The sequence below is a fragment of the Aeromonas sp. 84A genome (assembly GCF_051919345.1).
GTDB lineage: Bacteria > Pseudomonadota > Gammaproteobacteria > Enterobacterales > Aeromonadaceae > Aeromonas > Aeromonas veronii.
In genome coordinates, this window is the sequence record NZ_JBQBEW010000001.1 from 58723 (window position 1) to 79136 (window position 20414).

At 60.2% G+C, this 20414-nt stretch carries 18 protein-coding genes and 1 tRNA gene; 8 read left to right on the top strand and 11 right to left on the bottom strand.

Annotation, left to right across the window (positions count from 1 at the left end; all coding sequences use genetic code 11):
* Positions 1 to 110: 110 nt before the first annotated feature.
* From ACTG20_RS00300 to yqhD, 7 genes are all read right to left on the bottom strand, one after another.
* Positions 111 to 1439 (bottom strand): CoA-disulfide reductase, encoded by a 1329-nt coding sequence (locus tag ACTG20_RS00300; RefSeq protein ID WP_194494710.1) that lies wholly within the window; start codon positions 1437 to 1439, stop codon positions 111 to 113.
* A gap of 98 nt (positions 1440 to 1537) precedes the next feature.
* The gene (locus ACTG20_RS00305) at positions 1538 to 2938 is read right to left on the bottom strand and encodes an L-cystine transporter (protein WP_005339766.1); all 1401 of its coding nucleotides are present in this window, start codon (positions 2936 to 2938) and stop codon (positions 1538 to 1540) included.
* Between the two features lie 133 nt (positions 2939 to 3071).
* The gene (locus ACTG20_RS00310) at positions 3072 to 4358 is read right to left on the bottom strand and encodes an L-cysteine desulfidase family protein (protein ID WP_194494711.1); all 1287 of its coding nucleotides are present in this window, start codon (positions 4356 to 4358) and stop codon (positions 3072 to 3074) included.
* A gap of 278 nt (positions 4359 to 4636) precedes the next feature.
* Entirely contained in the window at positions 4637 to 5416 is a 780-nt protein-coding gene (locus tag ACTG20_RS00315) for a substrate-binding periplasmic protein (protein WP_194494712.1), read from the bottom strand.
* A 98-nt stretch (positions 5417 to 5514) separates the two neighbouring features.
* A complete protein-coding gene (gene pntB / locus ACTG20_RS00320) occupies positions 5515 to 6999 on the bottom strand; it encodes a Re/Si-specific NAD(P)(+) transhydrogenase subunit beta (RefSeq protein WP_005339759.1) in 1485 nt (494 codons plus the stop codon).
* An 11-nt stretch (positions 7000 to 7010) separates the two neighbouring features.
* Positions 7011 to 8537 carry a Re/Si-specific NAD(P)(+) transhydrogenase subunit alpha gene (gene pntA, locus ACTG20_RS00325; protein ID WP_194494713.1) on the bottom strand — a complete coding sequence of 509 codons (1527 nt, stop codon included), beginning with the start codon at positions 8535 to 8537 and terminating at the stop codon, positions 7011 to 7013.
* 507 nt (positions 8538 to 9044) lie between these two features.
* Positions 9045 to 10208, bottom strand: coding sequence for an alcohol dehydrogenase (gene yqhD / locus ACTG20_RS00330; protein WP_194494714.1), 1164 nt, complete (start codon positions 10206 to 10208; stop codon positions 9045 to 9047).
* 157 nt (positions 10209 to 10365) lie between these two features.
* Between yqhD and ACTG20_RS00335 the strand changes: the two genes are divergently transcribed.
* Together ACTG20_RS00335 and ACTG20_RS00340 are read left to right on the top strand one after the other, a co-directional pair.
* A complete protein-coding gene (locus ACTG20_RS00335; RefSeq protein ID WP_005339751.1) occupies positions 10366 to 11268 on the top strand; it encodes an AraC family transcriptional regulator in 903 nt (300 codons plus the stop codon).
* 17 nt (positions 11269 to 11285) lie between these two features.
* The gene (locus ACTG20_RS00340; RefSeq protein WP_019446574.1) at positions 11286 to 11798 is read left to right on the top strand and encodes a lipocalin family protein; all 513 of its coding nucleotides are present in this window, start codon (positions 11286 to 11288) and stop codon (positions 11796 to 11798) included.
* Positions 11799 to 11863: 65 nt separating this feature from the next.
* Here ACTG20_RS00340 and ACTG20_RS00345 read toward each other — a convergent pair whose 3' ends face one another.
* Together ACTG20_RS00345 and ACTG20_RS00350 are read right to left on the bottom strand one after the other, a co-directional pair.
* A complete protein-coding gene (locus ACTG20_RS00345; RefSeq protein ID WP_194494715.1) occupies positions 11864 to 13756 on the bottom strand; it encodes a methyl-accepting chemotaxis protein in 1893 nt (630 codons plus the stop codon).
* A gap of 207 nt (positions 13757 to 13963) precedes the next feature.
* Positions 13964 to 14461, bottom strand: coding sequence for a lactoylglutathione lyase family protein (locus tag ACTG20_RS00350; protein ID WP_064338952.1), 498 nt, complete (start codon positions 14459 to 14461; stop codon positions 13964 to 13966).
* Positions 14462 to 14561: 100 nt separating this feature from the next.
* Here ACTG20_RS00350 and ACTG20_RS00355 point away from each other — a divergent pair, with 100 nt between their 5' ends.
* Entirely contained in the window at positions 14562 to 15434 is an 873-nt protein-coding gene (locus ACTG20_RS00355; RefSeq protein WP_194494716.1) for a LysR family transcriptional regulator, read from the top strand.
* A gap of 144 nt (positions 15435 to 15578) precedes the next feature.
* Here ACTG20_RS00355 and ACTG20_RS00360 read toward each other — a convergent pair.
* Positions 15579 to 15655 (bottom strand) — tRNA-Trp (locus ACTG20_RS00360).
* A gap of 201 nt (positions 15656 to 15856) precedes the next feature.
* On the opposite strand from ACTG20_RS00360, the gene ACTG20_RS00365 reads away from it, so the two are divergent.
* The 5 genes from ACTG20_RS00365 to ACTG20_RS00385 all read left to right on the top strand — a co-directional run bounded on the left by ACTG20_RS00365 (position 15857) and on the right by ACTG20_RS00385 (position 18766).
* Positions 15857 to 16399 (top strand): hypothetical protein, encoded by a 543-nt coding sequence (locus tag ACTG20_RS00365; RefSeq protein ID WP_194494717.1) that lies wholly within the window; start codon positions 15857 to 15859, stop codon positions 16397 to 16399.
* A gap of 99 nt (positions 16400 to 16498) precedes the next feature.
* Entirely contained in the window at positions 16499 to 16693 is a 195-nt protein-coding gene (locus tag ACTG20_RS00370) for a hypothetical protein (RefSeq protein ID WP_133249581.1), read from the top strand.
* Positions 16674 to 17594, top strand: coding sequence for an aspartate carbamoyltransferase (gene pyrB, locus ACTG20_RS00375; protein ID WP_005339735.1), 921 nt, complete (start codon positions 16674 to 16676; stop codon positions 17592 to 17594). The genes ACTG20_RS00370 and pyrB overlap by 20 nt, the downstream gene beginning before the upstream one ends.
* 15 nt (positions 17595 to 17609) lie before the next feature.
* The gene (gene pyrI, locus ACTG20_RS00380; protein ID WP_005339730.1) at positions 17610 to 18074 is read left to right on the top strand and encodes an aspartate carbamoyltransferase regulatory subunit; all 465 of its coding nucleotides are present in this window, start codon (positions 17610 to 17612) and stop codon (positions 18072 to 18074) included.
* 200 nt (positions 18075 to 18274) lie between these two features.
* Entirely contained in the window at positions 18275 to 18766 is a 492-nt protein-coding gene (locus ACTG20_RS00385) for an arginine repressor (protein ID WP_005339728.1), read from the top strand.
* A gap of 131 nt (positions 18767 to 18897) precedes the next feature.
* Here ACTG20_RS00385 and ACTG20_RS00390 read toward each other — a convergent pair whose 3' ends face one another.
* Positions 18898 to 20304: a YfcC family protein gene (locus ACTG20_RS00390; protein WP_439987403.1), complete on the bottom strand. Its 1407-nt coding sequence runs from the start codon at positions 20302 to 20304 to the stop codon at positions 18898 to 18900.
* Positions 20305 to 20414: the final 110 nt, after the last annotated feature.

A 20414-nucleotide genomic window follows, 5' to 3' on the forward strand; every position in this document is an offset into this window, starting at 1 on the left:
CCTTGGCATCGGTTTTTTTATCGCTGCAATTTAGCCACTGATATTACCCGCAGAGGCTCTGCAGACCAGGGCAGCGTAACGGCGCCTTCCCAACGCCGTCATCGCAACGCTTACTTCGCGACGTTACCCGCCACGTTCAGGGCATCCCAGGTGCGGGAGAAGGGCGGCGCGTAGGCAAAGTCCAGCATGCCGAGCTGCTCGGTGGTCACCCCCATGGTGATGGCCACTGCCAGCGCGTCGATGCGGTGGACCGCCCCCTTGCGACCGAGGATCTGGCCGCCCAGCAGCCGCTTGCTGCCCGCCTCATAGACCAGTTTGACGTGAATGTCGGACTGACCCGGGCAGTAGTTGGTGTGGCACTTGTCCTTGATCACCACGGTGCGATAGTCGATGCCCATCGCCCTGGCTTCCTGCTCGGAGAGGCCGGTTCGGCCCGCCTCCAGCCCCAACACCTTGAGCGCGGCAGAGCCGAGAGTGCCCGGGAACGTCTGCTCGGCACCGGCCAGGTTCTCACCCACCATGCGCCCCAGCTTGTTGGCGATGGTGGCGAGCGGCACATAGACCTGCTGCTGCTTCACGCTATGCCAGACGCTGGCACAATCACCGGCCGACCAGACGTTGGCCAGCGAGCTGCGCCCCTGACGATCCACCTTGATGGCGCCGTTGCCGAGTCGCTCGATGCCGGTATCGGCCAGAAACTCGGTGTTGGGCTTGACCCCGGTGCAGACCACCACGATATCGGCCTCGTACTCGCCCTGGCTGGTACGCACGCCGGTCACCCGGCCATCCCCCAGCAGTGCTTCAACTCGCTCACCCAGATGGAGGGAGACCCCCTGCTCGCGCAGTTCGATTTCGATGTGCTGGGTGATCTCGCCATCAAACGCGTCGGGGATGACTCGATCCGCCAGCTCGATGAGACGCACCTCTTTGCCCTGATGGACCAGCGCCTCGACCACCTCCAACCCGATAAAGCCGGAGCCGATCACCACAGCGCGGCGATTACTCTTGTCTTGCACCGCAGCTTTGAGCGCCAGCCCGTCGGCCATCCGGCGCAGACCGAATACCCCTTGCTGCTGCAGACCGGGGATGGGGGGCATCACTTCGCGGGCACCGGTGGCGATCATCAGCCGATCGTAGCGGTCGGTGAAGGTGTCGCCGTTGTGCTCCACCACCAGAGTCTGGGCAGCCGCGTCAACGCTCAGCACCCGATGACCTATCTTGACCTCGATCCCCTTGGCGGCGAACTGCTCGGGGGTGAACTCGGCCATGTAGCCGGGCTCCTGAAACTCATCGCCGACAAAGTAAGGCAGGCCGCAGGCACCGAAAGAGATCACCTCGGAGGCCTCATACACCACGATTTCGGCATCTTTGGCCAGACGGCGCGCCTTGGCGGCCGCACTCATACCGGCAGCTTCGCCACCGATGATCAGAATTCTCATTGTTTTTCCTCTCAATGGCGCAGGGAGGGCATGCCCTCCCTGCGGTCTATGACGGGAAAGAGTCACCCCTTTCCACGAGCAGATCAACCGACAGCAAATCAGACGGTGGACTCTTCGCCGTCCAGACTCACTTCGTGATCGCTGTTGAACACATGCATGTCGGTCTCGCCCATCAGGCGGCTGGTGACCGTCCCTGCGGTGATGGAGCCGGAGACGTTGAGCGCGGTACGGCCCATGTCGATCAGCGGCTCGATGGAGATGAGCAGACCGGCCAGCGCCACCGGGAAGTCAAGCGCGGAGAGCACGATCAGCGCAGCAAAGGTGGCGCCACCGCCAATGCCGGCCACCCCGAAGGAGCTGACGGTGATGATGGCGATCAGAGTCATGATAAAACCGGGATCCATCGGGTTAACCCCGACGGTCGGGGCAATCATCACGGCCAGCATGGCCGGATAGATACCGGCACAGCCGTTCTGGCCGATGGTGGAACCAAAGGAGGCGGCGAAGTTGGCGATCCCCTCAGGAATACCCAGCGACTTGGTCTGGGTCTGCACGTTCATCGGGATGGAGCCCGCACTGGTGCGCGAGGTGAAAGCAAACGCCAGCACCGGCGTGATCTTCTTGAGGAAGCGCAGCGGGTTGATGCCGACCATGCTCACCAGCAGCAGGTGCACGACAAACATGATGGCGATGGCGCCGTAAGAGGCCATCACAAAGCTGAGCAGGTTGAGGATGTCAGCATAGTTGGAACCGGAGACCACCTTGGTCATCAGCGCCAGCACGCCGAACGGGGTCAGGCGCAGCACCAGAGTCACCATTCGCATCACGATGGCATGAGCCACAGCCACGAAGTGGCTGAAGCTGGCGAAGATCTCCGGCTTCTTGCGGGCGATGCCGGTAGCGGAGAGGCCGATGAAGATGGAGAAGATCACCACAGCGATGGTGGAGGTCTTGCGCGCCCCGGTCATGTCGAGGAAGGGGTTGGCGGGAATGAACTCAAGCATCATCTTGGCGAACGACATGCTCTCGACGCTGCCGAGGGTGGTCTGCAGCGCGGCGCCACGAGCGCTCTCGGCGGCACCGGAGGTGAGCCCTTCAGCAGTCAGGCCAAACAGGTTGGACATCAGGATGCCCGCCCCGGCGGCGATGGCGGTGGTGAAGATCAGCACGCCTATGGTCATGGCGCTGATCTTGCCCAGCGCAGTGCCGCCATTGAGCTTGAGAATGGCGCTGATGATGGAGACCATGATCAGCGGGATGATGATCATCTGCAGCAGCTTCACATAGCCGCTACCCACAATATCCAGATAGTCGATGGTCTGAACAATGACGGACGAACCAGCACCGTAAAGCAGTTGCAACGCGGCGCCGAACAGAATACCGAGCCCCAGACCGGCAAATACCCGGCGGGTGAAGCTCACATGTTTTTCCTGTAACCGGTAGAGAAAGAACAGCAAGATGGCGGCGATGGCCAGATTGCCGATAACGCTAAATGTCATGGTATGACTCCCCAAAAAGCGGGCTTGGGCCCGAGAAACAAGAGCAAGCGCCATGCTTGCCCTGGCAACCGTGTCAGACGGTCTGCGCCGTCGTGACAAGAACAAGGGGGTCTATCGCCCCCTTGTCACAGATTCACTGCTTCTGCTGTTTCGCTCGCATGATGTTGATGATTTCGATGTCGGTATCCAGCATCCCCTCTTTGGAGAGGCGGCCCAGATTGGCGATGGTCTGATCCACGTCATCGGAGACGATCCCCTCGCTCTGGGGCACATGCAGGTTGTTGATGGCCATCAGCGAAGACTTAACCGCCGCCGAGGTGGAAGTGGAGACCTTCATGGAGCAGGCGCTGCCCGCGCCGTCGCAGATGATGCCGGAGACATCGCCAATCATGTTGTTGATGCAGTGGCTGATCTGCTGATACTGGCCGCCCAGCAGCCAAGTAATGGCGGCACCGGCACCCATGGCGGCGGTACTGGCGGCGCAGAGGGCCGACAGCTTGTTCTGATAGGTCTTGATGTAGATGGCCACCAGATGGCTCATCACCAGTGCCCGGGTCAGCTGCTCGTCGCTCGCCTTGAGGAAGCGGGCGGCCGCGACCACCGGCATGGTGGCGGCAATGCCCTGATTTCCGGAACCGGAGTTGGACATGGCGGGCAGCATGGCACCATCCATCCGCGCATCGGAGGCGGCGGAGGAGAGGCGCATAGCCAGGGTCATCAGGTCATCGGAGAGCAGCTTGCGCTCCACCTGCTCGGTGAGGATCTTACCGATCTTCAGGCCGTAACCCTGCAACCCTTCGTCCGCCAGCGCCTGATTCATGGTGGCGGCCTCGCGGATAAAGTCGATCTCCGCCAGCGGCACTTCCAATGCAAAATCGACGATCTCCCTCAGGGTCATGGCCGGTTTGGTGGATTTGGCCGGCTGGATCTGCACGCCGGGGGCACTGGCCTGCTCCATCAGCACCTCGCCATCCTTCTCCATCAGGATGATGCGGGTGTGGTCGGTGCAGATCACCACCCGGGCGCTATGGCCCTCCACTTCGGCCAGCACCTCGGCGTAGAGCACGTCCGGCACATCCTTCACATCCACCTTGATGACCGGCAGCAGCGCCTTGGCCGCTTCCACCTGTTCTGGTGTGAGGGTCTTGAGCACCTCCAGCCCGGCATCTGGGTTGCCCCCTGTGATGCCGACCGCAGCAGCGACCGGCAGACCGATCATGCCGGTGCCCGGCACCCCGACTCCCATGCCGTTCTTGAACAGATTGCCACTGACCCAGACGCTGATGCGGGTCGGGGTCACCCCCAGCAGCTTGCGGCAGTTGGCCGCCGCCAGCGCCACCGACATCGGCTCGGTACAGCCCAGGGCCGGCACCACTTCACGCTTGAGCAGGGTAACAAAGTCGGTCCATTGTGGTTTCATCTGTGCATTCTCATCTTGGTAGTGCAATACCTGTCATCGCCACAGGCAACAGCATGGTAAAAAAGGGTGACACTGGGTCAGCATCAAGCAGGAACGCGTCGCCGTGGCGTCGCGAGAGAGGTGGCCGTCTGATGACAGCCCATACCAATCAACTTAATTTGATTTTAATATCAATAAAATCAAATTAAGTTGCGCAACATCGCTTTTTCAGCGCCATTATGCCCATCTTTTAACAAAGCGCGACAAATTGTGATGTAACGCACAGACGGAGGGGCTGCCTAGAGATGGTAGCGGGCCAGTAGTTGCTTGTAGGCAGCAGTTTTTTTGAATGCCTTGAGGGTGGAAGAAAAGCGGATGGCCAGCTGGTCGTGGCCTGGCTTGTGGGTAAACGCGAGGAAATTGCGGTTGTCGTCGGTCAGCAGGCGCATGCCATGATCCACCTGATCCTGCAGCCCCTGAGTGTGCAGCAGATAGTGACCAACCCGTTCGTTGAGCACTACCCCGTCCAGCCGACCGGCCATCATCAGATGCAACTGCTTGACGGCATTCCCCTCACCGGTCATCGGTACCCGTATCACCTCGGGATCGGTCAGAAAATCGGAGCTGTAGGCATAGTCTTCCTGAATACCGATCCGCAGCCCTTTGAGATCGGAGAGCTGCCTGAAATCCACCGGGCGAGCTGCCGGATAGAAGAGCACTTCGCCGCTGTAAGAGAGCGGCTCTTCAGGGTAGTGAAGCCAGTGCTGACGGGAAGGCTCAAAGAAAACGTCTAGCACAGCATCCCCCTGCCTGAGACGGGCCTGCTGCAATACCCGCTTCCAGGGCAACACCCTTATTTCGGTGCGATAACCCATCTGGCGCAACACGGTACAGGCCAGATCGAGATCGGCGCCAGCCAGCTCGCCATTGTCACCACGCATCACATAAGGGGGCCACAGCTCGGTCAGCAGCGTCAGAGTCGGCGGCTCGTTCGTCGCCACGGCCGAACCAGCACCAAACAGGGAGGCCAGCAGCCAGCCGTACAACCCGATCCTTCGCCAACCCTGACACCACATCATGGAGATCCCTCATGGTCCGTATGGATTGAGGATATACAAGGGATGGGCAATAAAAAAGGAGGCCGAAGCCTCCTTGATATTCACTCTCTAAATGGCACTTACAGTGCTTTCAGGATTGCCTCGACGCTGGCCTTGGCATCGCCAAACAGCATCTGGGTATTTTCCTTGAAGAACAGCGGGTTCTGGACACCGGCGTAGCCAGTATTCATGGAACGCTTGAAGCCGATGACGTTCTGCGCTTTCCATACTTCCAGCACCGGCATACCGGCGATCGGGCTGCCCGGATCTTCCATCGCGGCTGGGTTAACGGTGTCGTTGGCACCGATCACCAGCACGGTGTCGGTGTCGGCGAAATCGTCGTTGATCTCGTCCATTTCCAGAACGATGTCATACGGGACTTTCGCTTCCGCCAGCAGCACGTTCATGTGGCCAGGCAGACGACCGGCAACCGGGTGGATACCGAAACGCACCTTGACGCCACGATCACGCAGCTTCTGGGTGATTTCAGCCACCGGATACTGGGCCTGCGCCACCGCCATGCCGTAGCCCGGGGTGATGATGACGGAGCTGGAGTTTTTCAGCAGGTCAGCCACTTCCTCGGCGCTGGTTTCGCGGTATTCGCCCATCTCCTGATCAGCCGTGGAGGCCACGCCATCGGAGCCGAAGCCACCGGCGATCACGGAGATGAAGGAGCGGTTCATCGCCTTGCACATGATGTAAGAGAGGATCGCACCGGAGGAGCCCACCAGGGCACCGGTGACGATCAGCAGGTCGTTGGAGAGCATGAAGCCCGCCGCTGCCGCCGCCCAACCGGAGTAGGAGTTCAGCATGGAAACTACCACCGGCATGTCGGCGCCACCGATGGAGGCAACCAGATGCCAGCCGAAGGCGAAGGCGATCAGGGTCATCACCAGCAGGGCGAAGGTAGAGCCGCCCGCGTTGACGAAGTAGACCATCAGCGCCAGAGAAGCGACCACGGCCAGCAGGTTCAGCTTGTGGCGGTGCGGCAGCATCAGCGGCTTGGAGGAGATGAGACCACGCAGTTTGCCGAAGGCAACCACGGAACCGGTAAAGGTTACGGCACCGATGAAGACGCCCAGGAAGATCTCGACCAAGTGGATGTTCAGCATGGCGCCGGTCAGGTGCTCGACCTGAGCAACGCTGTTGGCCTGCTCGAACGCCGCACGGGCGGCTGCCAGCGTGGCATCCAGATTGGAACCGACGGAGACGACAACCTCAGCAGGGGCAGAGGGGTGCAGATCGATGAAGCTGTTGAAGCCCACCAGCACTGCCGCCATACCCACGAAGCTGTGCAGCACGGCCACCAGCTCGGGCATCTCGGTCATTTCGACCTTGAGCGCCAGACGCACGCCGATGGCACCGCCGATCACCATGGCCAGGATGATCCAGTGAACGCCACTGGTCTCCGGGTTGAATACGGTGGCGAGCAGGGCGATAGCCATACCCGCGATACCGAACAAGTTGCCATGCTTGGCCGTTTCTTGCTTCGACAGTCCCGCGAGACTGAGGATGAAGAGCACGGCGGCAACGATATAGGATGCTGTTACCAGTCCTTGAGACACGTTAAACCCCCTTAATCCTTACGGAACATCTTCAGCATGCGCTGAGTGACGGTGAAGCCGCCGAAGATGTTGATACTGGCAATCAGCACGGCGATGAAGGCCAATGCGGTAACCAGAGTCGACCCTTGCCCGATCTGCAGCAGGGCACCGACCACGATAATGCCGGAGATGGCATTGGTGACCGACATCAGCGGCGTGTGCAGGGCGTGCGATACGTTCCACACCACGTAGTAACCGACCACACAGGCCAGGATGAATACGGTGAAGTGGGAGAGGAAGGCTGCCGGGGCAACGGAGGCGATCCAGCCGAAGGCGGCGATGCCGAGGGCACCGAACACGAACTTCTTGTTGGAAGGCTTGGCCTCTTCCTTCTTGGCGGCTGGTTTGGCGGCGGCCGGTTTCTGCGGGGCAGCAGAGACGGAGATGGCGGGCGGCGGGAAGGTCACTTCACCGGCCTGGATCACCGTCATGTTGCGCTGAACCACGTCCTCGAAGTCGATGGCGACGTTGCCGTCCTTCTCCTTGCACATCAGCTTCATCAGGTTGACCAGGTTGGTACCGTAGAGCTGGGAGGATTGGGCAGGCAGACGACCCGGCAGATCGGTGTAACCAATCACCTTGACGCCGTTGTCGGTGACATGCAGCTCACCCGGCACTGTGTATTCACAGTTACCGCCAGCCTGAGCGGCCATGTCCACGATGACGGAGCCCGGCTTCATGCTGTCGACCATCTCTTTGGTGATCAGCTTGGGAGCCGGCTTGCCCGGGATCAGGGCGGTGGTGATGATGATATCCACCTCTTTGGCCTGCTGGGCGAACAGCTCCATCTCGGCCTTGATGAACTCATCGGACATGACTTTGGCGTAACCATCGCTGGATGCGCCGTCTTCGCCACCGAAGTCCAGCTTGAGGAATTCCCCACCCATGGATTCGATCTGCTCGGCCACTTCCAGACGGGTATCGAACGCACGCACGATGGCGCCAAGGGAACCGGCCGTACCGATGGCAGCCAGACCGGCAACACCGGCACCGATCACCAGTACCTTGGCAGGCGGCACTTTACCGGCTGCGGTGATTTGACCGGTGAAGAAGCGACCGAACTGGTGCGCAGCTTCAACCACGGCGCGATAGCCACCGATGTTGGCCATGGAGGAGAGGGCATCGAGGGACTGGGCACGGGAGATCCGCGGCACCATATCCATCGCCATCACATTGATGTTGCGCTCGGACAGCTTCTTGACCAGCTCAGGGGTCTGGGCAGGCCAGATGAAGCTCACCAGAGTGGCGCCATCTTTAATTTGTGCGATCTCGGCATCGGTCGGCGCATTGACCTTGAAGATAAGGTCGGCTTGCCAGACATTCGGCACCACGCTGGCACCGGCAGCCTCGAAGGCGGCATCATCGAAGCTGGCCGACAGGCCTGCGCCGGTCTCGATGGCGACCTCGAAGCCGAGCTTTTTCAGCTGCTCGACGGTAGCCGGGGTCGCTGCGACCCGGGTCTCACCGGCGAGACTCTCTCTCGGTATTCCAATCTGCATGACTATTCCCTGATGGTTAATAAACAATCGCTGCCCAGTGTCTCACTTCTGACGAAACAAGACATGACCAAAGTGCAGGTCCAGGGCTCTTTGTTATGAAAATCAGTAGGCTTTACCTCAACCTCCTGTCATGGTCAGGCCCCCGCTTTTCAGGCGCGAAGGTGATTAGTATCAAATTTTGGAGTTTTATTACAACCGCAGTCCCGACGGCACTCGTACAGAATTCAGCCCATCCCTGGCTACGATTAAAAAAAACAAACCAAATTAGAGGCTTATACCAGTAAAAACGGCTGAAAAAAGTGATCCAACCAGTCAAAAAAAATGTTTTACCGGCCCTCTATCTTAGCGTTTTTTGTTCTTACGAAATCCGCTTTCGTCGCACTTCTCGCAGCGAAACGCCGAAAAGTAACATTTTCCCAACAAAAGCGGGGCCACTCAGCCGCCAGCTGGCGGGAGAGGACCCCGGCAATTCAATCGTTTCGCCCGTTTGGCACCGATTGGCGGCCCTTACCAGGCCGCTTCATAAATATGCTGACTCTGCACCAGATCGATGTCGCTGTGCTCGCCCAGACGGGTCATGCCGTGCTCACCCAGCTTGCCGATCAGGGTGTCGATACCCAGATCTTTCAGACCGTAGTCGCGCAGTCGGGTCTTGACCCCCATCCGCTCGAAGAAGTCGCGGGTCGCGGCGATGGCATCGTCGATGCGCTCCGCTTCGCTGCCGCTGTGCAGACCCCACACCCGCTCTGCGTATTGCAGCAGCTTGGCATGTTTCTGTTTGCGCTTGGCCTGCAGCAGGGCAGGCAGCACCACCGCCAGAGTCTGGGCGTGGTCGAGGCCGTGCAGGGCAGTCAGCTCGTGACCCAGCATGTGGGTGGCCCAATCCTGCGGCACACCGGCACCGATCAGGCCGTTCAACGCCATGGTGGCGCTCCACATGATGTTGGCGCGTACCTCGTAGTTCTGCGGCTCGGCCAGCGCCTTGGGGCCCTCTTCGATCAGGGTCAGCAGCAAGCCTTCAGCGAAGCGATCCTGCACCTTGGCATTAACCGGATAGGTGAGGTACTGCTCCACGATGTGGACGAACGCATCCACTACCCCGTTCGCCACCTGACGCTCGGGCAGGGTGTAGGTGAGCACCGGATCCAGCACGGCGAAACGCGGCATCACGAACGGCGAGAAGAAGTGCACCTTGTCGCCACTGCTGCGACGGGTGATGACGGCGCCCATGTTCATTTCGGAACCGGTCGCCGGCAGGGTCAGCACGGAACCGAGCGGGATGGCTGAACGCACTTCGCTGCCGACGGTCTCGAGAATGTGCCAGGGATCCTTGGCCAGATCGTAGTGCGCGGCAGCAGCGATAAACTTGGTGCCATCGAGCACGGAACCACCACCAACGGCGAGCAGGAAGTCGACCCGCTCGGCACGGGCCAGCTCCACGGCCCCCATCAGGGTCTCGTAGGCCGGGTTCGGTTCGATGCCGCCAAATTCAAACAGGGTCATGCCAGCCAGCTCGTTACGGATCTGTTCCAGCAAGCCGCTGCGTACCACGCTGCCGCCGCCATAGGTGATCATGACGCGGGCATCGCTCGGGAGCTGCTCCCGCAACTGGGCGATCTGCCCTTGGCCGAACAGGATTTTGGTCGGGGTATGGAGAGTAAAATTGTTCATCGACATTGCCTTCTTCTGATAGTCAGGGCGGCCTGGCCGCGAAATCGTGATTGCATTTTTCTCCAGAACCACCCTATCATCAAGACAACATCCTGCTTGATTCTTGCCTATTTCTACAAAGCAGCGAAAACCGGAACTGTCGAATCAAAGAGCCCCCATGCAAAACCGTTACAGCGACCTCGCAACCAGATTGACCCGCCACGTCACCGCCCCCGGCATCACCCCATCACCTGTGAAACAGGTCAACCTCATCTATACCACCGAACACCATGGCCGCACCCCGGTGCTCTACCAACCGCGAATGATCGTAATCCTGCAGGGGCACAAGGTGGGTTATCTGGCGGATCAGGTGTTTCGCTACGACCCCAACCACTATCTGCTGATGACCCTGCCGCTCCCCTGCGAGTGCGAGTGCTTCGCCTCCCCCGAGCAGCCGCTTATCGGTTTTACCATCGAGATCGATCTGGTCACCCTGCAAGAGCTGCTGCTGGAGCTTGGCGATGCCCTGCCCGCCCCCGCGCCGCAAAAGAGCGGCGTCCACTCGGTCCCCCTGTCGGAAACCATGTTCTGCGCTGCCGAGCGACTGATCGAGCTGATGGACAACCCGCTGCACGCCAGGGTGCTGGGACCGCAGACGGTGCGGGAGATGCTGTTCCACGCCCTCACCGAGGGGGGCGGCCCGGCGCTGCAAGCGCTCGCCAATCGCCACAACCATGTGGGCCAGATCGCCCGGGTGCTGCGTATGATAGAGTCCCGTTATGCCGACAACCTCACCATGGAGGAGCTGGCGCGGGAGGTGAACATGAGCGTCTCCGCCTTTCACCACCACTTCAAGGCGGTTACCGCTACCTCGCCGTTGCAGTACATCAAGTCGTTTCGCCTGCACAAGGCGCGGATGATGATGCTGCACGATGGCATCAAGGCGGGCACCGCGGCAGCCAGAGTCGGTTACGAGAGCAACTCCCAATTCAGCCGGGAGTACAAGCGCTTCTTCGGCAGCACACCGACGGATCAGGCCTCCCGCTTCCGGGATGGTCAGTTGCGCATCATCGAGGGATAACAAGAGAGGGATTACTTATGCGTTCACTGCTTTGCCTGTTCACCGCTTTGCTGCTGACGGCCTGTACCGGGATTGCCGACGGCATTCGCCCCGTTACCGGCTTCCAGCTCGACCGTTATCTTGGCACCTGGTACGAAATCGCCCGCCTCGACCACAGCTTCGAACGGGGGCTGGAGCAGGTGAGCGCCACCTACAGCCTGCGGGATGATGGTGGCGTCAAGGTGCTCAACCGCGGCAAGCAGAGCGATGGCAGCTGGCGCGAAGCCGAGGGCAAGGCCTACTTCGTCGGCAACCCGGACGAGGCGCGGCTCAAGGTGAGTTTCTTCGGCCCCTTCTACGGCGGCTACAACGTCATCGACCTCGATCCCGATTACCAGCTCTCGCTGGTGACCAGCTACAACCACGACTACCTCTGGATCCTCTCCCGCTCACCCAACCCGCCCAAGGCGAAAGTGGATGCGCTGGTCGCCAAGGCGAAGTCGCTGGGCTTTGCCACCGACCAGCTGATTTGGGTCAAGCAGAACCCTTAAGCCAGTCGTGAAATAACAAAGGGCAGCCCGCGGGCTGCCCTTTCTGTTGCTGGAGTGGCGGGATGTTAAAGCCGGAAGCGGCCAATCTCCTGCTCAAGCCGCTCGGTCAGCGACTTGAGTTCCGCCGCCTGCGCCGCCTCGTTGCCCGCCTGCTCGGCCAGCTCTTGCGAGACGTGGCGGATATTCTCGGTATTGCGGCTGATCTCGCCGGTCACCGAGGTCTGCTCCTCGGCCGCTGCGGCGATCTGGGTCGCCATGTCGCTGATGGAGCCGATCGCCTCGTTGATCCGGGCAAGGCTCTGGTTGGCCGCTTCCGCATCCTCGACGCTGGTACCCGCCAGCTGACGGCTGGTCTCCATGCCACCCACGGCACGACGTGTGGTCTGCTGCAGGGTCTCGATCATCTGCTGGATCTCGTCGGTGGAGTCATGGGTACGACGTGACAGCACCCGCACCTCGTCCGCGACTACCGCGAAGCCTCGTCCCTGCTCACCGGCCCGCGCCGCCTCGATGGCCGCGTTGAGCGCCAGCAGATTGGTCTGCTCGGCGATGCCGCTGATGGTCGCCAGAATGCCGCTGATCTTCTGGGCATGGCTGTCGAGCTCATTGATGATCTGGCTGGCATCGGCCACTTCGTCCGCCAGACCGGTAATGCTGCGCTGACTCTGGCCAACCTGGGATTGGCCGGCGACCGCCAGTGCGACCGCATCGGTGGCGGTAGTGGCGGCAAACTCGGCGTTACCGGCGATCTCCTGGGTAGCGGAAGCCATCTCGGTCACCGCGGTCGCCACCATTACGATCTCGTCCTGCTGCTGGCGCACCCGCTGACTGCGGGCCTGCGCCCCGGCCGCCTGAGCGCGAGACTGTGCCGCCAGCTCGACGGTCACATCCCGCAACCGGCTGACGATACCGTGCAACCGCGCCACAAACTGGTTGAAGTTCTGGGCCAGCTGACCCACCTCATCCTTGCTGTGGGTGTTGATGTGAACGGTGAGATCCCCCTCGCCGTGGGCAATGTCGTGCAGGGCGTGCGCGACCCGACCGAGATCGGCGAACAGGTATTTGAAGGTAGCGGTGAGCAGGCCACTGAACACCAGCATCAGCACCAGGGTCAGCCCCACCAGCTCCCACAGCAGACTGCTGAGCGGCGCTTCCAGCACATCGCGATACATCACCATAGCCAGCAGCCAGTCGGTGCCCGGCACCGGTTGTACCGCCAGCAGCACATCCCGCCCGTCGAGGGTGGCGGCGTGCAGCTCGCTGTTTTCGCGGCCCCATTGCTGGAAGGTGGCGGCCGAGAGTCCCGGCGCCAGCTCGGCGATGGGCTTGAGCGCCAGATCCTTCTGCGGATGGCCGACGATGAGGCCGCTGCTGTCGAGCAGCATGGCGTAGCCCTCACCCTGCACCTTCATCGCCAGCACTTCGTCGATCAGCTTGTCGAGCGCCAGGTTGGCCCCCACGGCACCAACCAGCTCGCCCTGATGGCGCACCGGCTCGGAAAGAGTGACCACCAGCTTCTGCATGGTGACGCTGACATAGGGGGCGGTGACGATCAGCTGACCCGCCTTCACCGCATCCTGATACCAGGGGCGCTCGCGCGGGTCATAGTTGCCGGTGTTGAGGGAGGGATCCTGCCGGGTCATCACCCCCTGCGCGGAGCCAAAATAGGTGAGCCCGAAGCCGCCGGAGGTATAGGCCTGCTTCAGGTGGGGCACCAGCTCGGCTTGGGGGTTATCGCTGATCAGGTTGACCAGCGCATGGACGGTGTTCTTGCGATCCGTCATCCATTCGCCGATGGCGACCGAGTAGGCGTGGCCATAGTTGACCGCCTCGCTCTGGATGGCGCTCATGGTGCGGGATTTTAGGGTGTGAAAGGCAACGATGCCGAGCAGTGATGCCATCAGCAGCACTACGCCAAGACTGGTGGCCAGCAGCTTGCCGCGCAGAGAGAGGGTCATGACGACGAATCCTTGTTGTTGTGTCAGGCAGGGAAAACCCTGATGTATCAAAGGCTATCGGCCGCAATATGAACAGACTTTAGTGAATCTGTATATTTTCCCATCTATCAACAACAGAACACGCTATTCGTGTGAACCAGATCGCTATTCCATGCTACTGACTCTTGTAACAACAAAGCAGCAGGCCGCCCGAAGGCGGCCTGTCACTCACCCCTGATATGCACCGGCGGAGTAGGTCAGCTCATAGCTGTGGCTGTAGATCTCGACGATATTGCCGAAGGGATCTTCCATGTAGACCATGCGGTAGGGCTTCTCGCCCGGGTAGTACTCGCGCACCGGCATCCGCTGCTTGCCGCCCGCTGCGACGATGCGCGCCGCCAGCCCCTCGACATCCGGATCCTGCACGCTGAAGTGAAACACCCCGCTCTTCCAGAATTCGAAGTTGTTCTCACGGCGCTCGCTGTTGGGAAACTCGAACAGCTCGATGCCGATCTTGTCGCCGGTGGAGAGATGAGCGATACGGAAAGAACCCCAACCCGGGCCGAACACGTCGTTGCACATCACGCCGATGGCGGAGTCATCCTCGCTGATGGTGGTCGCCGGCATGATGAGATACCAGCCCATCACCTTGGTATAGAACTCGACTGCCTTGTCGAGGTCAGTCACCGTGATGCCGATGTGGGAGAAGTTGCGCGGGTAAGTCATAAGTCACCTTGAAATTGTGTGTGGGAAACAGGTGACATGATAGGAAGGGGCGACATAATGAAAAATAAGGTCAAACTAATGGAAGGCATAAATTAAATTTATGGTTAATCCACTCTGGCTCCATACCCTGGTGGTGGTGCATGAAACCGGCAGTTTTACCCGTGCCGCCGAGCGGCTGGATCTCACCCAGGCCGCCGTCAGTCAGCATATCTCGCGCCTCGAGGCCGAATTTGGCACCCTGCTGCTGCGCAAGCCCCGTCAGCTGGAGCTCACCCCGCGCGGGCTGGTGCTGCTCGACTTCGCCCGCCAACAGGCGCAGGCCGCCGAACAGCTGCGGGCACGCCTCTCGGACGATGACCCTCACCACGGCGCCATCACCCTGTCCACCCCGGGCAGCATTGGTCTGCTGCTCTATCCCCTGCTGCTCGACCAGCAACAGGAGCACCCCGGACTCACCATCCAGCACCGCTTTGCCCCCACCCCCGACATAGTGCAGGCGATACTGGCAGGGCGCAGCGATCTGGGACTGGTGGATCAACCGCCGGAGCACCCCAGCATCGCCGCCGAGCCTTTCGCCCGCGAACCCCTCTGCCTGGTGGTGCCCAACAATGGCGAGGAGCCGAGCTGGCTGCACCTCTGTCAGCTCGGCTTTATCGACCACCCGGATGGCCGCAGCATGGCACAACGCCTGTTGGGACGACGCTACCCCGGCCAGCGCGTTGACGAGATCCCGCTGCGCGGCTTTACCAACCAGATCGGCCTGATCCTGGAGCCGGTCGCCCGCAGCCTCGGCTTTACCGTGCTGCCTCGCTTCGCCGTCACCGCCTTTGCCCAGCAGGAGAAGATCCGGGTGATCCAGAGCAGCATTGAAGTGATCGACACCCTCTGGCTGATCTACCGCGCCGAGTGGCCGCTCCCCGCCCGCCACCAGCGGCTGGTCACCGTGCTGAAACAGCGGGTTGCTGCACATTGAACGCTCTTGCGGCAGACATCGAGATCAATGTGGCCACAGTCACCGAGGGCTAGCGGCAAGAAGGAGAAGAGAAAGGAGAGAAGGATAAATTGACGAACGCCGGAAATGCGAAAGGCCAGCTCAATGAGCTGGCCTTTCTGAAAATGGCAGGGGCGGCAGGACTCGAACCCGCAACCATCGGTTTTGGAGACCGCTGTTCTACCAATTGGAACTACGCCCCTGCAACAAACGAGGCGTAGTATACAAAGTGGAGATCAAAGGTAAAGGCTTTTTTTACGCTTTCGATGCGATTGCACAAATCCCGAACAAGTCGCGGTTATTTGTGCAGCGAAGCGGGATAACTTGCTGTATTTGCAGCCCTGCCGGGGTAGGAATGGGACATAAATGGGGGTAGGGTGAAATCAGGTACCGGGAGGCCACTTATGCTCAATTACCGACTGCTCCAACAACTGGCGCCCCTCAACTTCAGGGATGAACGCAAAACAGAGTCTCTGCCCGCCTATCTTGAACGGGTCGCGCCGCTGGTGCCCTTTATTCCTGAAAATGTGCTTTCCCAGTGGATTTACCGTCATTGGCGCGGTTTTGAGTCCAACTGGAGCTTTATCGATCTCGCCAGCCATCAGTTCACCTGTGAAAGCTGGCCCACCGCGCAACTGGTGGATCAGGTGGACTCCCGCCATATGGAGGTAATCGAGCGCTGGGGGGAGATGCTGCGCAGCAATCGCTATGTGCGCCGCTCCTGGCTCGGCGAGAAGATGCTGAGCGACGGCACCTGGCCCGAACCTGTCATCGTGCTGGCGCCGGAGGAGGGTGCCAGCTACCCGAACGGGCAACCGCTGCCCCGCCCCTACTGCCTGCTGGAAGGGCACCACAGACTCGGTTATTTGCGCGCTATGGCCCGCGATGGGGAATCGCTGCAAGAGACGCACAAGGTGTGGATTTGTCGTCATGTTTCAGCAACTTAAACGTTTTTCATGCTGAAATTGGCATCGGAAATAAAATTTTGACAATTAAAAAAGCGGCCCTATAATCTGTCCGGTTTTGAAAAAGGTCGGGACGAAACGATGCAGTTTTTGATTCAGAAAACAGCCTTGCAGACGGGTGGTGCGCACCAGAGCGGCCCCGTTGTTTCCGGTTCCCACCCCAAAGATCCCCAGTTATTTTTAAAAAAAGCCCCTGTTTCAGGGGCTTTTTTTTGTGCCCGAAAAACCTCCAATGATGTCAAAGGGAATGCAGACGATGACCAATCCACTCTATAAGAAACATGTCATCTCCATTTCGGACCTGACCCGGTCAGAAATGGAACTGGTAGTCTCAACCGCACAACGGTTGAAGGCTGAACCTGACACCAGCCTGTTGAAAGACAAGCTGGTTGCCAGCTGCTTCTTCGAAGCCTCCACCCGCACCCGCCTCTCGTTCGAGACCGCGGTACAGCGCCTTGGCGGCAACATCATCGGCTTCGCCGACGGTGGCAACACCAGCGCCAAGAAGGGTGAGACGCTGGCTGACTCCATCAAGATCATCGGTTCCTACTCGGATGCGGTGGTGATGCGCCACCCGAAAGAGGGCGCGGCCCGTCTGGCCTCCGAGTTCTCCCGCGTGCCGGTCATCAACGGCGGCGACGGCTCCAACCAGCATCCGAGCCAGACCCTGCTCGACCTGTTCACCATCCATGAGACCCAGGGTCGTCTGGACAACCTCAACGTCGCCTTCGTCGGTGACCTGAAATATGGCCGCACCGTGCACTCGCTGGCTCAGGCCCTCAGCCTGTTCAACTGCCGCTTCTTCTTCATCTCCCCGGAAGCGCTGGCGATGCCGGACTACATCTGCGAAGAGCTGGAAGAGAAGGGTATCCAGTTCAGCGTCCACCAGACCATGGAAGAGGTGATGCCGGAGCTGGACATCCTCTACATGACCCGCGTCCAGAAAGAGCGCTTCGACGAGACCGAATACAAGCACATGGCCGCCAAGTTCATTCTGGAGCTGGCGACCCTGGAAGGGGCCAAGCCCACCATGAAGATCCTGCATCCCCTGCCCCGTGTCGACGAGATCGATGTGGCGGTCGACAAGACTCCCCACGCTTGCTACTTCCAGCAGGCGGAGAACGGGGTCTATGCACGCCAGGCGCTGCTGGCACTGGTACTGAACGAAACTGTCTGAGCTTAGGGGAATATCATGTCTGACAAGAACCAACTGCAAGTCGAAGCCATCCGTCACGGCTCCGTCATCGATCACATCCCCGCTGGCCAGGGCATCAAGATCCTCAAGCTGTTCCAGCTGGTCGAAACCCAGGAGCGGATCACCGTCGGCTTCAACCTGAAATCCGGCGCGCTGGGCAAGAAGGATCTCATCAAGATTGAGAACACCCGCCTGACCGAGCAACAAGCCAACCAGCTGGCGCTGTTCGCCCCGAAAGCGACCGTCAACATCATCGAAGACTTCAATGTGGTGAAGAAGCACCAGCTGGAGCTGCCGGAGTTCATCGCCGGGGTGTTCCACTGCCCCAACTCCAACTGCATCTCCCACAACGAGCCGGTGGACAGCTACTTCCGGGTGCGCGAAGTGAAAGGCGTGGTACGGATGAAGTGCAAATATTGCGAGAAGTCCTTCACTCAGGACATCGTCAGCGAGCGTTACTGATATCTGATTGGGCCCCGCGGGGCCCATTTTTGAACCCTGTCACATCACCGAATTTCCAGTCAGCTATAATTTGCCATCGCAAGATGGTAATGCCCGCTCATTCCCTGCATATAGATGGATTATCAGTGTTTTTGGCTGATAACTGACTGCTATGGCAGATATCGCGCGCTTACCTCCGGTCATCATCAAAGGAATTCGCCGTGGTCAAAACCCTCAGTCGTCCCGTTGCCCAAGAGCCCGATCTGGCCCAGCTGGATGCCTGTCGCCAGATCATCGGTCAGCACTGCTACAGCACCCAGGAAGAGATCCGCCGCGAGCTGTCGGAGCGCGGCTTTGCCGACATCAGCCAGTCCACCATCTCCCGCCTGCTGCGCCGCCTCGGCGTGGCCAAGGCCCAAAATGCCAACGGCAAGAAGGTCTACACCCTGGTCGACGAGCAGCTGGAACCCGCCGGCAGCACCCGCTCGATCCACGACATGGTGCGCGAAGTGGTACACAACCAGCAGATGGTGCTGATCCACACCACTCCGGGAGCCGCCACCGTGGTGGCCCGCCTGCTGGATCGCAACGCCAATCCCGAGATCATGGGCGCCGTCGCGGGCAATGACGTTGTGCTGGTCGCACCGCGCCATATCAGCCGTACCCGTCAGGCCCATGCCGCCGTGGTGCGCACCTTGGCGCAGGCCCGCTAACTCCTTCCATCCAATACATCGAGGCGACCTGCGGGTCGCCTTTTTGTTGCCTGCGACTTTGTGTCCATCACTTCTTGCGCCCATAAAAAACGGGAGCCCGCAGGCTCCCGTTTCATCTTGCTTGTTATCCCTCAGGAGAGCATGGCGCCCAGGCTCAGGCAGACCACGATCAGCACGGTCAGGATACCGAGCAACGGAGCCACCCACTTCAGCCAGCGCACATAAGGCACCTTGGCGATGGCCAGACCGCCCATGACCACGGCGGAGGTCGGGGTCACCAGGTTCACCAGACCGGAGGCAGACTGGTAAGCAGTCACCACCAGGTCGCGGCCCACGTTGGCGAAGTCGGCCAGCGGCGCCATGATCGGCATGGTCAGTACAGCCAGACCGGAGGAGGACGGCACCAGGAAGGAGAGCACCACTTCCAGCACGAACATCACGTTGATAAAGACGATGGTGGAGAGGCCGGTCACGATCCCTTCTGCACTGTGCAAAATGGTGTGAGTGATCATGCCGTTATCCATCACTACCACGATACCGCGGGCGATACCGATGATCAGCGCCACACCCAGCAGGTCGCGGGCACCGTCGATAAAGTTGGAGGTCAACTCCTCCTCGCTCATGCGGGAGATAAGACCAACGATGATGGCGGCAGCCAGGAACACGCCGGAGATCTGCGCCATCCACCAGCCCAGCACGGCCACACCATAGATCATCACGGCGAAGGCGGCGACGAAGATACCCAGCACGATTTTACGGGTCAGGGTAAACTCCAGCATCTGGTCGCTCTTGTTGCCAAGGAAGTGGGCACGGTTCTCTTCCCACTTGTCAGCCACCAGAGATTTGCTCGGATCGCTGCGCACCATCTTGGCGTAACGCATGACGTAGGCAACGCAGAGCAACCAACCAGCCACCAGCATGGCAACGCGCAGCCAGATACCGTCGGTGAAGGAGATACCGGCGGCATTGGCGGCAATAACGGTCGCAAACGGGTTGATGGTGGAACCGAGAGTACCGATACCGGCGCCCAGCAATACGGTTGCCGCGGCGACCACAGGGTCGAAGCGGGCGGCCATCATCACCGGCACCAGCAGGGTGTAGAACGGCAGCGACTCTTCGGCCATCCCGTAGATGGTGCCCCCTGCGGCGAACAGCGCCATCAGGATCGGGATCATCCACTCTTCGCGGCCGCGCAGGCGGTCGGTCACACGTTCAATACCGGCATCGATGGCACCTGTCTTGGTCACAATGCCAAGAAAACCACCGATGATCAGGATAAAGAGGGAGACGTCGATGGCGCCTGCCTCATAGGTGTCGTGGTTGTAGAGGCCATCGATAGGTGCCAGCAGCACGTCGACGATCCCCTGGGGATTCCCCTCCACCAGTTTGTAGGTACCCGCCACCGGCACTTCTTTGCCGAGGGCTTCGTTCATGGTCATCTCATATTTGCCGGCCGGCACTATCCAGCTCAGGGCGGCCACCAGGGCGATCAGCACAAACAGTATCGTGTAGGCTGACGGGAACTTGAATTTGGTCATGGTCCAGCTTCCTTCTGTGGGTGTGGTATCCATGCAGGCTGCGGGTTGTAGGGTTAGAGGTATTATGCCGCTGTCACATGGTCGAAAAGCCGGGGGTCGCCCCCCGGCAC